The organism is Permianibacter aggregans, assembly GCF_009756665.1.
Classification (GTDB): domain Bacteria; phylum Pseudomonadota; class Gammaproteobacteria; order Enterobacterales; family Permianibacteraceae; genus Permianibacter; species Permianibacter aggregans.
Map to the genome: position 1 here is coordinate 216748 of NZ_CP037953.1, position 12366 is coordinate 229113.

At 54.0% G+C, this 12366-nt stretch carries 12 protein-coding genes; 1 reads left to right on the forward strand and 11 read right to left on the reverse strand.

Annotated elements, in window-relative coordinates:
• Nucleotides 1-7 precede the first annotated feature (7 nt).
• From E2H98_RS01015 to E2H98_RS01065, 11 genes are all read right to left on the reverse strand, one after another.
• Nucleotides 8-1690, reverse strand: a complete 1683-nt coding sequence (locus tag E2H98_RS01015) for a Na(+)/H(+) antiporter subunit D (protein ID WP_198325198.1) — start codon at nt 1688-1690, stop codon at nt 8-10.
• A complete protein-coding gene (locus E2H98_RS01020; protein WP_133589788.1) occupies nt 1683-1937 on the reverse strand; it encodes a hypothetical protein in 255 nt (84 codons plus the stop codon). The genes E2H98_RS01015 and E2H98_RS01020 overlap by 8 nt, the downstream gene beginning before the upstream one ends.
• Complete coding sequence (locus E2H98_RS01025; RefSeq protein ID WP_133589790.1) at nt 1934-3394, reverse strand: proton-conducting transporter transmembrane domain-containing protein; 1461 nt, start codon at nt 3392-3394, stop codon at nt 1934-1936. The genes E2H98_RS01020 and E2H98_RS01025 overlap by 4 nt, the downstream gene beginning before the upstream one ends.
• Nucleotides 3391-4881, reverse strand: coding sequence for a monovalent cation/H+ antiporter subunit D family protein (locus E2H98_RS01030; RefSeq protein ID WP_133589792.1), 1491 nt, complete (start codon nt 4879-4881; stop codon nt 3391-3393). Before E2H98_RS01030 ends, E2H98_RS01025 begins: the two co-directional genes overlap by 4 nt.
• Entirely contained in the window at nt 4881-5258 is a 378-nt protein-coding gene (locus E2H98_RS01035) for a cation:proton antiporter subunit C (RefSeq protein ID WP_133589794.1), read from the reverse strand. The genes E2H98_RS01030 and E2H98_RS01035 overlap by 1 nt, the downstream gene beginning before the upstream one ends.
• Nucleotides 5255-6238: a DUF4040 domain-containing protein gene (locus tag E2H98_RS01040; RefSeq protein WP_133589796.1), complete on the reverse strand. Its 984-nt coding sequence runs from the start codon at nt 6236-6238 to the stop codon at nt 5255-5257. The genes E2H98_RS01035 and E2H98_RS01040 overlap by 4 nt, the downstream gene beginning before the upstream one ends.
• A gap of 3 nt (nt 6239-6241) precedes the next feature.
• Nucleotides 6242-6559 carry a monovalent cation/H(+) antiporter subunit G gene (gene mnhG, locus E2H98_RS01045; protein WP_133589798.1) on the reverse strand — a complete coding sequence of 106 codons (318 nt, stop codon included), beginning with the start codon at nt 6557-6559 and terminating at the stop codon, nt 6242-6244.
• Nucleotides 6560-6561: 2 nt separating this feature from the next.
• Nucleotides 6562-6846, reverse strand: a complete 285-nt coding sequence (locus E2H98_RS01050; RefSeq protein WP_198325199.1) for a monovalent cation/H+ antiporter complex subunit F — start codon at nt 6844-6846, stop codon at nt 6562-6564.
• Nucleotides 6846-7319: a Na+/H+ antiporter subunit E gene (locus E2H98_RS01055; protein WP_133589800.1), complete on the reverse strand. Its 474-nt coding sequence runs from the start codon at nt 7317-7319 to the stop codon at nt 6846-6848. Before E2H98_RS01055 ends, E2H98_RS01050 begins: the two co-directional genes overlap by 1 nt.
• A gap of 27 nt (nt 7320-7346) precedes the next feature.
• Nucleotides 7347-7808 carry a Rap1a/Tai family immunity protein gene (locus E2H98_RS01060; protein WP_133589802.1) on the reverse strand — a complete coding sequence of 154 codons (462 nt, stop codon included), beginning with the start codon at nt 7806-7808 and terminating at the stop codon, nt 7347-7349.
• A 468-nt stretch (nt 7809-8276) separates the two neighbouring features.
• Nucleotides 8277-9884: an NAD(P)/FAD-dependent oxidoreductase gene (locus tag E2H98_RS01065; RefSeq protein ID WP_133589804.1), complete on the reverse strand. Its 1608-nt coding sequence runs from the start codon at nt 9882-9884 to the stop codon at nt 8277-8279.
• A gap of 261 nt (nt 9885-10145) precedes the next feature.
• Here E2H98_RS01065 and E2H98_RS01070 point away from each other — a divergent pair, with 261 nt between their 5' ends.
• Entirely contained in the window at nt 10146-12284 is a 2139-nt protein-coding gene (locus E2H98_RS01070) for a M3 family metallopeptidase (protein ID WP_133589806.1), read from the forward strand.
• Nucleotides 12285-12366: the final 82 nt, after the last annotated feature.

A 12366-nucleotide genomic window follows, 5' to 3' on the forward strand; every position in this document is an offset into this window, starting at 1 on the left:
TATATCCTTACTGGACGTAGTAGAACACGATATAAATGGTCAACAACACGACCAGCAGCAATACCGTCACGCCAATCGACCAGGTTGCAGCCAGAACGCCGCCCTGACTGAACAGCGCACGAGTGGCGTTTTTCCAGCGGTCCAGGCGGCGCGACTCATCGCCAACAAACTGCTGCAGTGCTTGCCAGCATCGCAAGCACCATGCCGCGCACGCATTCAATGCCCGCCGATAAAGCCAATCAGTATCGAGTGTGATGGTCAATGTCCGCTTCATCCATGGCAGCAACAGGAAAAACGCCAGACCAGAGAACAACAGCAACTGGAAATAGAAAATCAGCTTGTCGGCTTTGTAGGGTTCATAAGCAACCGGGTAAGGCAGATGCGGATAAATCCATTGTGGAAATAGGCCGAGCAACAAACAAATCGCTGACATGATCAGCATCGCCACCGACATGTTCAGCGGCGCATCTTTTGGCCGCATGCCGGAATCTTTCTGGAAAAAGACAAACCACGGAAACTTGATACCGGCATGCAAAAACACACCCGCAGATGCCGCCGCCAGCAGGAAGTAAACCACCATCATGCCCTGCTCTTGCGCGGCCACGCTTATCAACGACTTGGTCGTATAACCAGAAGTAAACGGAAAACTGGAAATCGCCAATGCACCAATGACGCCACACCACATTGCCAGCGGCATCGTTTGATACAGACCGCCCAAATCCGAGCACTTGCGTTTGCCGGTGCGCAATAGCACAGCGCCGGCACTCATCATCAGCAAGGCTTTATAAATGATGTGAGCAAACGCGTGCGCTGCAGCGCCGTTGATGGCGGTTTCGGTGCCAATGCCAATCGCGCAAACCATAAAGCCGACCTGGTTGACGATCGAATAAGCAAGGATGCGGCGCATATCATTTTCCAGCAGCGCGTAAATGATGCCGTAGAACACCATGTACAAACCGACCGGAATCAGTATCGTCGCGCCCGGAAAAAGCAGAATCAAACACAAGACGGCGGTTTTCGTTGTGTAAGCACTCAGGAACACGGTGCCACTCGGACTCGCCTCGGGATAGGCGTCAGCAAGCCAGGCAGAAAACGGCGGCGCCGCAGCGTTGATCAGCACACCAATCAACATCAACCAGGTGCCGGCACTACCGAGCGTCAGCGCTCTGACTTCGGTAGAGCCGGTTTCGTTAATCAGCAGAATGATGCCGAATTTCAGAATGACGCCGCCGAGCAAATGCACCAGCGCGTAGCGAATGCCGGCCTTGCGAGATTCCTCGGTATTGCCACACCAGACCACGGCAGTGGAAAAGATCGCCATCATTTCCCAGAAAACAAACAGTGTGATCAAATCGCCGGAAAAGCACACACCGAGCGCACCAGCCGCATAGGCAAAAGCAGAAGCCAGCTCGGTACGACTGGCATGACGATACGCATAAACGCCACCTACCAGCGTCATCAAACAGAACACCGTTGCGAACAGCCGGCGCACCGTGGAAGCTTCTACCCACTGCAGTTCAAACTGCAGCAGTGAACCGGTCAGCTGCACGCCGTCTGGCAACTGCCAGGCAAAAAACCAGGCGAGCGCTGGCCAAATCAATACGGCGGGTAAACGCAACCGCTCCGGCAGCAGGCAAAAACTTAACGCACCGGCGAATAACCACAAAGCAGGTGGCAGCGTTTCAATCACGGTAATAATCCTCATCGCGTTTCAACAGCATGCCGAGCAATTTGGCAACAAACACCATCGCCACACAGGAAAGAAAACCGTACAGCGCGGCAAAGGCAAACAGCGAATCGACACCGAAATACCCTTTCACCGGCACCCAGAACTGGGCAATGACCGTCAGCGCCAGCACACCAGCGAATAGCCACCAAATGCGTCGAATGGTGCTTGGCCGCATCAACCAGTGCACGTTTTGATCGTTGTCACTCATGACGAAGCTCCTTCCAGAAATTGCCAGGCCAGCGTCAGCAGTGGCGAATGGAACCAGAACAAGGCCAGCGTCAGCAACGCCGTGATTGACAGCGCCAACACTGCTGGCCACGGCGCCTCACCATGGCGATCGTTTTCCGCTGCCGGCAACCAGAACGCGCGATAAACTACCGGCAGAAAATAACCGGCGTTCAAAGCCGTGCTGAGCAATAGCGCTGTCAGCGCGACGACACTGCCGGCTTCCAATGCGCCGCTGATCATGAACCATTTCGAAATAAAACCAGCCGTTGGTGGCACGCCGATCATCGACAACGCGCCAATCGCAAATGCCACCATCGTTACCGGCATCAGACGGCCAATACCGTTCAACTGGTGCAACTCGGTTTTGCCGGAGGCAACATAAATCGCACCGGCGGCAAAGAACAAGGTGATCTTGCCGAAGCCATGCACCACCAGATGCAATGCGGCGCCGGCCTCGGCCGTGCGCGTGGTCAGCAGCGCCGCAAGCACGACATAGGCCAATTGGCCAATCGTCGAGTACGCCAACAGTCGCTTTAGATTCTGCTGACGCAGTGCGACGACACTGGCGGCAACCGTGGTGAACGAGGCCAACCAAATGGCTAATTCACTAACTGGCAATGCGGCCAGGACATCGATGCCGAAAATCAATACGACCACTTTGATGATCGTAAAGACACCGGCCTTGACGACCGCGACTGCATGCAGCAAAGCACTGACCGGTGTTGGAGCCACCATTGCTGCCGGCAGCCAGCGATGTACCGGCATCACCGCCGCTTTTCCGATACCGAACAGATAAAGCAGCAACAAAACGCTGAGTACCGTCGCACTGACTGTTTCCGGGAAAATGCCGCCAACGCGAAAATCACTGGTGCCAGCAAGCACCGATGTCCAGATAATCGCCGGCAGAAAGAGCGCGATGGAACTGGTCAGCAGAATGCCAAGATAGACACGGGCCGATTTGACCGTGCGCTCATCGCCTTTGTGAGTAACCAAAGGATAGGTCGATAGCGTCAGCAACTCATAAAAGAAAAACAGCGTCAGCAGATTACCCGCCATCGCCACGCCCATCGTCGCGGCAATCGCTACCGTGAAAAAGAAATAGAACCGGGTTTGATTAGCCTCTTCGTTGCCGCGCATGTAGCCGATGGAATAAATGGAATTGACCAGCCACAACAGCGACGCCAAACCGGCAAAGATCAAACCCAGCGCGTCAAAACGAAAATAAAAACTCAAACCCGGCAACCAGTCATAACGCCATTCTGGCAGCAACTCCTGCGCCCACCAGCTCTGCAATATCAAGGCTAGCTGAGCAATCAACAGCGTCGCCGTGATTAAGGTAATCGATTCGCGCAGATTGGGGCGGCGATTGGCCAGCAACAACAACACACCGCCGAACAGCGGCGTCAAAATCAACAGAAACAGGCTGGTGGCGGTCATGACAAATGCCCCAACAAGCTCACGGCCGCCGCATTGGCCAGCCTCACCGGATAGCTGGGGTCAATACCAAAATACAAGGTCATCAACACCATAATCCAAAGCGGTATACGCATCATCAGCGGCGCTTCGCTGACGCGCGACAAATCAGCAGTCGCCGGTTTGAAATAAGCCAGCTCCACCACTTTCCACACATAAACCAGCGCCATCAACGAACCAATCAGCACGACTGCCAATAACAGATAGCCGACAACCCCAGCTTCCAGCGCCGCCTTGATCAGCAGCCATTTCGAGGTGAATCCGGCGGTAAACGGCACACCAATCAATGCCACACCCGCGAGCACAAATGCCGCCATCGTCCACGGCATTTTTTGCGCAATGCCGGCAAAGTCTTTCAGCTCGGCACTACGCACCCGATAGAACACACAGGCAACAGCCATGAAAAGTGTTGCCTTGATCAGCGCATGATTGAAAATATGGAGAATGCCGCCACTCAAGCCGAGATAGGTGACGAAACTCGCGCCCATCAGGATATAGCCAAGCTGCGCCACGGATGAGTAGCCAAGCAGGCGCTTGATATTGTTCTCATTGATGGCGACCGCGCTGCCGAAAATAATCGCGATCGCGGCGAGCGGCATCAGGAACCAGGAAAACTGGACATCGTGGCCGGCAAGATTCTTCTGAAATACAAAGAAATCAAACTTCAACAGAATAAACAGAGCAATTTTCGTTGAGCAGGCCGACAGGAATACTGCAACGGCACTCGGTGCATAGGTATAGGCATTCGGCATCCAGACATGCAGTGGGAAGATCGCCGCCTTCAACGCCAATCCAACAGTGATAAACCCAGCAGCCACCAACACTGGCCGCAAATTCTCAACATCGGCAAGGCGTATTTCCATATCAGCGAAATTCAACGTTCCGGTCATCATATAAACGAGGCCAACGCCGATCAGGTAAAACGTTGCCCCTATCGTGCCCATGATCAAATACTTCAGCACCGCCGTCAGCGCCCGCCGATCCGGACCGCCGGCGATCAGCACATAGGTCGCCAGTGATGAAATTTCCATGAACACAAATACGTTGAACGCATCGCCGGTGACGGCGATGCCGAGTAAGCCGGCCAACACCAGCATCCAGGCGGCATAGAAATAATGGGCGCGTTGTTCACCGACCTCGACGTAAATGCCGTAACGGCCAAACCACAACGCCATCGTCGACACACCAGAGACAATCACTGTCATCATCGCAGTCAAGGCGCCGGCGCGTAGCTCAATGCCGTAGGGTGCTGGCCAGGAGCCGAGCGCGTACGTCACATCACCGCTATGCAGCACGCTTTGGGTAAGCTGGATACTCAACACAAAAACAAACAGGCTGGTGATGCAGGCCATCAGCCAAGGCAGGTGACGTACTCGCAATAGAGAAATAACTGGCGCGACAGCCAGCGGCACTGCCACCAAAAAAATGATTACATGGTTAGCGAACGACATCAGGGCGTTTCCATCTCCAGAATGTCCTGCTCTTCAATGGAGCCGAACTGCTCGCGAATGCGCACGACGATGGCAAGGCCGAGTGCCGTCGTGGCAATACCGACGACAATGGCGGTCAGGATCAACACTTGTGGCAGCGGATTGGAGAAGATTTGATCGGCGCCCGCATCCAGAATAATCGGCGCCGTCCCTCCTTCAACCTTATCCATCGATATATAAAGCAGGAACACGGCCGACTGAAAAACATTCAGACCGATCAGCCGTTTAATGTAATTGGATTTGGCGATAATCGTGTACAAGCCAATCAACAACAGCACGATAAACACCCAATAATTGAACAGGCCGAATAATTCGGCGAACTCGGACATTTCGGTCATTTGCTTTCCCTCGCGGCGAACGCCAGAAAAATCGACAACATGACTCCAAACACGGTCACGCCAACACCGATCTCAATCAGAATCAAACCGATATGCTGACCGACAACCGGGTTGCTGTGCAGCACCGAGTAATCAAGAAAGTTGCCCCCCAAAGCCAAGCAGACAAATCCCACCAGCGCGTACAGCAAGGCACCTGAGGCAACAAACCACGGTAATACTTTCGGCGGAAATTTCTGCAGCGCTTTGTCGACCCCCTCAAGCAGACTGTAAAGAATCAAACCGGCAGCAAATATAGCGCCGGCCTGAAAACCACCGCCCGGCCCATATTCGCCGTGAAATTGCACATACAACGCGAACAATAAAATCACCGGAATGAAAATCTTGCCGATAATGCGCGGAATAAGATGATGCCGTATGCCGCGCGCCTGCTGCGCCAGCTCGCCGCCGGAAATGGCCGCCTTGCGTTGATGCACGCCAAATACGAACAACACACCGATACCCGCGGTGAAAATGACGAACACTTCTCCCAGGGTGTCGTAACCACGAAACGAGCCCAACACCGCCGTTACCACGTTGGGAATACCGATCAGTTCGGGAGTTTTCTCCAGATACCAAGGGGCAACATGTTGATGCACCGGCGCATTCGGATCGCCGAGTCTCGGCTTGTCGAACGTCGCAAAGATAATCGGCGCCGCAGCGATGGCGAGCACCAACAACGGCACACGGGAGTGGGTTTCGCGCTGCTCGGTTTCGCGGGTCAGAGCCAACGCGGCAAGAAACAACACCGTGGTGATGCCAGCGCCAATCGCTGCCTCGGTCAACGCCACGTCGGCAGCATCGAGAATGAAAAAGTTCGCTGCCATCAGCAGGCTGAAAATACCTGACAACATAACGGCCGAGAACAAGCTTTTTACTCGAATAATGGCAATCGAAATGATGATCAGAAATGTCAGCAAAAACACCCCGAACAGGATGAACATGCCCTACTCCTTGTTATTGGTCTTGGTCTCAGGACGCAACCCGGCTGTCCAGGCCGCATTGGCCAAGGCATAACTCGCCGCAGGATTGGTAAACAATAAAAACAACAAAATGGCAGCGATTTTCAGCGAAGCCAGACTCCAGCCCGCTTGCAGAACGATGCCCCCCAGAATCAACAGCGATGCCAGCGTGTCAGTGATGCTGGCCGGATGCAGACGTGAGTAAAAATCCGGCATGCGCAGAATACCGATGCCGCCAATCAGCATGACCAAACCGCCAAGTGACAACATCATCCAGGTGATTACATCGAGCACCGTCGCCATGCTCATTCTCCTTTCGCCGCACGCTGGGCCTTCTCACGAATGCCGCGGTTTTGAATGAACTCCAGTACGGCCAACACCCCAATAAAATTGATCAGCGCATAGGCGAGCGCCAAATCCAGAAAATCCGGTCGGCCATACAGGAACGCGATAACCGCCAGCAGCAAAACGGTTTTGGTGCCAAACAAATTGACGGCCAGAATCCGATCGTAAACGGTTGGTCCAAGCAACGCGCGGGCAATGGCCAGCGTCATCGTCACCAGAATAGCCAGCGAAGCGGCGATGTACATCAGCGATGCTCCAGTTTCTTGACATGCCTCAGCATTTGCTCGGCCTGCAATTGCTGAGCGCCTTCTTCGGTCAGGCAATGCACCAGCAAGGTGTCCTCCTGCAGATCGATGGTCGTCGAACCCGGCGTCAGCGTGATCGAGTTGCCGTAGATAACGTTCAGCATTTCCGAGCGACTACCGGTGTGCAACTCGATCACCTGCGGAGAAATCGGCAGCTTCGGATCGATAACGATTCGAATGACCTGAATATTGGCCTGGATGATTTCCTTCAGCAGCCACGCCCAATACCACAGAATTCGGCGCAGCACTTCCAGCGGCACACTTTCGTCATCGACAGCACGCAGATGGCGCATAATCAACACCACCAGCAAGCAGGACCCCAGTCCGAGTGAGATCAGCAGCGGCTGATAAATGCCTGACCACAACAGCCATGCCAGAAATAGCGTCAGATACAACGCAATCGAGCGTTTCATTGGCGTCTCTTTAATGTTTGTTTCGCGCTACTTGCACGGAAATTGACTGATCAACGCCGCGTACAAAATGTCACGGGCACCCAGGTTCCTAATATCCGGATGAGCTTTCAGGTGCTGTTGCACACCGTTGATCACCTGGCCAATATTGACGCCCGGATCAATGCAGTAGTGCGCGTAAGACGTAGCACCAAAGCGCTTGCGTCGTTCGCCGAGACGGGTCTTCATTGCCCGCTTTTCGTAACTGCTCAGATCTTCCTGATACTCGGCACGTACGGTCTTTTCGACAATGGCATCGGTTGCTTCAGCACCTTCGAGAAAACCCTGCACGTAGCTCGCACAAAACATGCTTTTTTCATCATTGCTGTTTTGCTGATAGGCGCTACAGGAGTCGACCAGCTTCTGACCTGACATCCAGTTCAGCGCGAACGCAGATTCGGACAGCACAAAACCGCCAATCAATAATATGAAGACAGTAAACCGATGGCACATAGCAACCTCCTGGTCGACAAAGTCACCTCAGGTTGCAAGCATTGACGAATGATAAGTCGATCCGCCAATCGCCTGCATACCTAGACGCAGCAAAACGAACGGACTGGATGATGAGTTCTTCGACGGTCAGCGGGCGTAGCAGTACTTCAGCGGTCTGCGCGCTCTACGGCTGATATGACTGAACGTTAACGGAATGGATGCGCTGCGGCACGCCGAAAAACAATGAGAGATTCAGACAGCCGGGTCACGGCTGCTGTAAGGCGCTTTCTTCAGTGCCCCAGCATGAAAAAAGAGTTGGCAATGTAGTGAACGTAACACGGTTATTCTCTCACTACCCGGATAAGCAATAGTACCAGTATAGACGGTTCCGAAAATTTGTGCCGGTAAACACAACCGAAACCGCCGCGATTGTCCAGTATATACGTACTATATTTTCATTACGGATCAAAGTAAAAAGCAAAAAATTTATTACCGATTGCTGACAATCGAAAGTGCCACCGCTTCAGCGACCTTGATGCCGTCAACACCAGCCGAGAGAATACCGCCGGCATAACCTGCGCCCTCGCCAGCCGGATAAAGGCCCTTGGTATTCAGGCTTTGCAGGCCCTCACCACGAGTGATGCGCACGGGCGATGAAGTGCGGGTTTCAACACCAGTCAGTACTGCATCATGCATCGCAAAGCCATGAATCTGGGCATCGAATGCCGGCAACGCCTCTTGCATCGCTTTGATGGCGTATTCCGGTAGCGCTGGTAACAGCGAAGTCCATTTGACGCCGGGTTTATACGAAGGCTCGACCTCACCAACTTGAGTTGAAGCCACGCCTTGCAAAAAATCGCCAACGCGCTGTGCTGGTGCCGAATAATCTTCGCCGCCGAGCACAAATGCCTGTGATTCCAGCTGTCGTTGAAAATCGATGCCGGCCAGCACACCGCCCGGATAATCTTCGGGGGTAATGCCAACGACAATGCCGGCATTGGCATTGCGTTCATTGCGCGAATACTGGCTCATGCCGTTGGTCACGACGCGACGCTCTTCCGAGGTTGCCGCGACGACGGTGCCGCCAGGACACATACAGAAGCTGTAGACCGCACGGCCGTTGCTGGCGTGATGCACCAGCTTGTAGTCGGCAGCACCCAGCAACGGGTGGCCAGCGAATTTACCGAAGCGCGCGTTGTCGATTAGCGACTGCGGGTGTTCAATGCGAAAACCAATGGAAAACGGTTTTGCTTCCATGAACACGCCGCGCTCAAACAACATTTTCATCGTGTCGCGGGCACTATGCCCGAGCGCGAACACGACATGATCGCTGCGCAGTTGCTCGCCATTTTCCAGCACGACACCGCGCACCTGGCGATCATCGAGTACGACGTCGGTGACTTTTGATTGAAAGCGGATTTCGCCGCCAAGCGACTCAATGGTCGCGCGAATATTCTCAACCATCGTCACCAAACGAAACGTGCCGATATGAGGTTTCGACACGTACATGATTTCTTCTGGCGCACCGGCCTTGACGAACTCAGCCATCACTTTGCGGCCGTAGAATTTCGGATCTTTGATTTGGCTGTATAACTTGCCGTCGGAAAACGTGCCGGCCCCGCCCTCACCGAACTGCACGTTCGATTCGGTATGCAGAATGCGCTTGCGCCACAGACCCCAGGTGTCCTTGGTGCGCTCGCGCACCACCTTGCCGCGCTCAAGGATGATCGGCCGAAATCCCATTTGCGCCAGGATCAGCCCGACAAACATGCCACAAGGCCCCATGCCAATGACAATCGGGCGGTGAAACGGCGTGCTGGGTGCTTGCGCAACAAACTTGTAGGCCATATCCGGTGACGGCAGGATATGGCGATCCTGGCGCAGTTTGGCCATGACGGCTTTAGGATTCTCGACCTCGACATCAACGCTGTAGATCAGCATCAATTGCTGCGACTTTTTGCGGGCGTCGTAACTGCGCTTGAACACCTCGTAGCGCTTGATACGAGATTCCGGCAGTTTTAGCCGCTTGGCAACTTCGGTCAGCAGGGCCTCGGGTGAATGGTCGATCGGCAGGCGCAGTTCATTGATGCGAAGCATGGTTGGACCTCTTGGCGGCGGCAGGCTGGTTCCTGGTTTTGGAACACCTCAAGGGCCATGCGCCGAATGCCGGCAATTTTACCGTTGCTCACAGGAAAATACAGAAAAATCAACCATCTATCGTTGAACAGACAAGTTTTGTAACGATGTTGGAGGCAAAGCCGAAAGCCCGATCGCGTAGTATCCAGCGGCGAATTTTCTGCGTCGGGGCGCTTTGGCGCCCGTATAACGACGACTACAACGAACTATGAGGAAAATCTCATGCAAGCAAAACGTTTTGTCCATCTGGCGGTTGCCGCCACGATGGCCGTGACGATGGGAGCAGCGATGGCGCACGGAGACCATGGCCCGGAACAGCGGCCAGCAATGCTCGACGAGTGGACCGGACCGCATGGTGGCGTACCGGCCTGGGATAAAGTGGTCGTCAGTGAATTTGTGCCGGCGTTTGAAATTGCCATGAACGAGCAACGCGCGCAAATCGAGGCCATTGCCAACAACGCCGAGAAACCAAACTTCGCCAACACGATTCTGGCGATGGAAAAAGCCGGCGGTGCACTGGATCGTTTGTTTACCTATTACGGTGTCCATGCCGGCACGCTGAATGTCGGCGACATGCCGAAAATCCAGCAGACGCTGGCACCAAAGTTTGCCGCGTTCCAGGATGAAATTACCCAGAACGAAAAGCTGTTCAAACGCATTGAAGCCGTTTACAACAGCAAAGAAAAAGCCAAGCTGACGCCAGAAGAGCAGCGTTTGACCTGGCTGTACTACACCCGCTTTGTACGCGCTGGCGCCAAGCTCGATGAGAAACAGAAAGCCAAGCTTTCCGAAATCAATCAGCGCCTGGCCACGCTGTACACCCAGTTCAGTCAGAACACGCTCGATGATGAGAACAATCAGTTCACGGTCATCGACAGCAAAGATGATCTGAAAGGTTTGCCGGACGACTATATCGCTGCCGCCGCCGCAGCAGCCGAAGCACGCGACATGAAAGGCAAATGGGTCATCAACAATACCCGTTCCGCGATGGAGCCGTTCCTGACCAACGCCGCCAATCGCGAGCTGCGTGAAAAAGTCTGGAACACCTACTACAACCGTGGCGACATGGGCGGCGCCACTGACAACAACGCGCTGATCACCGAAATTCTGCAACTGCGTTTCCAACGCGCCCAATTGCTCGGCTACAAAACCCACGCCCATTGGCGCCTGGAACCACAGATGGCCGGCACGCCAGATCGCGCGGTTGAACTGATGGAAGCGATGTGGAAACCGGCTGCCGCTGCCGTCAAACGCGACGTTGCCGAAATGCAGAAACTGATCGATGCCGAAGGCGGCAAATTCAAACTGAAGCCTTGGGATTACCGCTATTACGCCGAAAAACTACGCAAAGCGAAATACGATCTGGACTTCAGTGAAGTGAAACCGTACATGCAGATGGACAAACTGCGCGATGGCATGTTCTGGTCAGCCGCTCAGCTTTATGATCTACATTTCACGCTTCGCCCGGACATCAAAACCTATCATCCTGACGTCACGGCCTGGGAAGTGAAAAATGGCAAAGGCGGTCATGTTGGTTTGTGGTATTTCGATCCCTATGCACGCCAAGGCAAGCGTTCCGGTGCCTGGATGAATGCCTATCGTGGTCAGGAAAACCTCGATAATTTCGTGACGCCAATTGTCTCCAACAATTCCAACTTCCTGAAGGGTCAACCCGGTGAGCCGGTGCTGATCAGCTGGGATGATGCCGAAACCATGTTCCATGAATTCGGCCACGCCCTGCACGGTCTGCTCAGCAACGTCAAGTATCCAACGCTGGCCGGTACCGCGACCGCGCGTGACTTTGTTGAGTTTCCGTCACAAATCAACGAACACTGGCTGTCGACGCCGGAAGTGCTGAATCAATTTGCCCTGCACTATCAAACCGGCAAACCAATCCCAGCTGAACTGGTCGAGAAAATCGATCGCGCACAAACCTTCAACGAAGGTTTCCGTTCGATGGAATATCTGGCCTCCGCGATGATCGACATGAAACTGCACCTGGCCGGTGGCAAGAAAATCGACCCGGATAAATTCGAGCGTGAAGAGTTGAAGAAACTCGGCTTGCCGGAAGAAATTGTCATGCGTCACCGTACGCCGCATTTCGGTCACGTGTTCGCCGGTGACGGCTATTCTGCTGGCTACTACTCCTACCTCTGGTCAGACTCATTGACCGCCGATGCCTGGGAAGCATTCATGGAAGGCAAAGGTCCGTGGGATAAAGAAGTGGCCCAACGGTTTGTCAAAACCATCTTGTCGGCCGGTAATACCAAGGACCAGGCAGAGATGTTCCGCGAATTCCGCGGTCGCGATGTCAAGACAGATGCCTTGATGCGCAAGCGCGGCTTCGACTCGTCGAAATAAATCCTCGTGTAGCAAGAAAACGGCGTCCTGGCGACGCCGTTTTTATTTGCGCCGTCTAAGAAACGCTGTGTCACAGAAAGTT

Coding starts and splice junctions, on each gene's coding strand:
- E2H98_RS01060 (WP_133589802.1), bottom strand. CDS start 7,808: ATGTGCCATCGGTTTACTGTCTTCATATTATTGATTGGCGGTTTTGTG.
- E2H98_RS01020 (WP_133589788.1), bottom strand. CDS start 1,937: ATGAGTGACAACGATCAAAACGTGCACTGGTTGATGCGGCCAAGCACC.
- E2H98_RS01035 (WP_133589794.1), bottom strand. CDS start 5,258: ATGACCGAAATGTCCGAGTTCGCCGAATTATTCGGCCTGTTCAATTAT.
- E2H98_RS01050 (WP_198325199.1), bottom strand. CDS start 6,846: ATGTACATCGCCGCTTCGCTGGCTATTCTGGTGACGATGACGCTGGCC.
- E2H98_RS01025 (WP_133589790.1), bottom strand. CDS start 3,394: ATGACCGCCACCAGCCTGTTTCTGTTGATTTTGACGCCGCTGTTCGGC.
- mnhG (WP_133589798.1), bottom strand. CDS start 6,559: ATGGCGACGGTGCTCGATGTAATCACCTGGATGATGTTGTCACTTGGC.
- E2H98_RS01030 (WP_133589792.1), bottom strand. CDS start 4,881: ATGTCGTTCGCTAACCATGTAATCATTTTTTTGGTGGCAGTGCCGCTG.
- E2H98_RS01065 (WP_133589804.1), bottom strand. CDS start 9,884: ATGCTTCGCATCAATGAACTGCGCCTGCCGATCGACCATTCACCCGAG.
- E2H98_RS01040 (WP_133589796.1), bottom strand. CDS start 6,238: ATGTTCATCCTGTTCGGGGTGTTTTTGCTGACATTTCTGATCATCATT.
- E2H98_RS01055 (WP_133589800.1), bottom strand. CDS start 7,319: ATGAAACGCTCGATTGCGTTGTATCTGACGCTATTTCTGGCATGGCTG.
- E2H98_RS01070 (WP_133589806.1), top strand. CDS start 10,146: ATGCAAGCAAAACGTTTTGTCCATCTGGCGGTTGCCGCCACGATGGCC.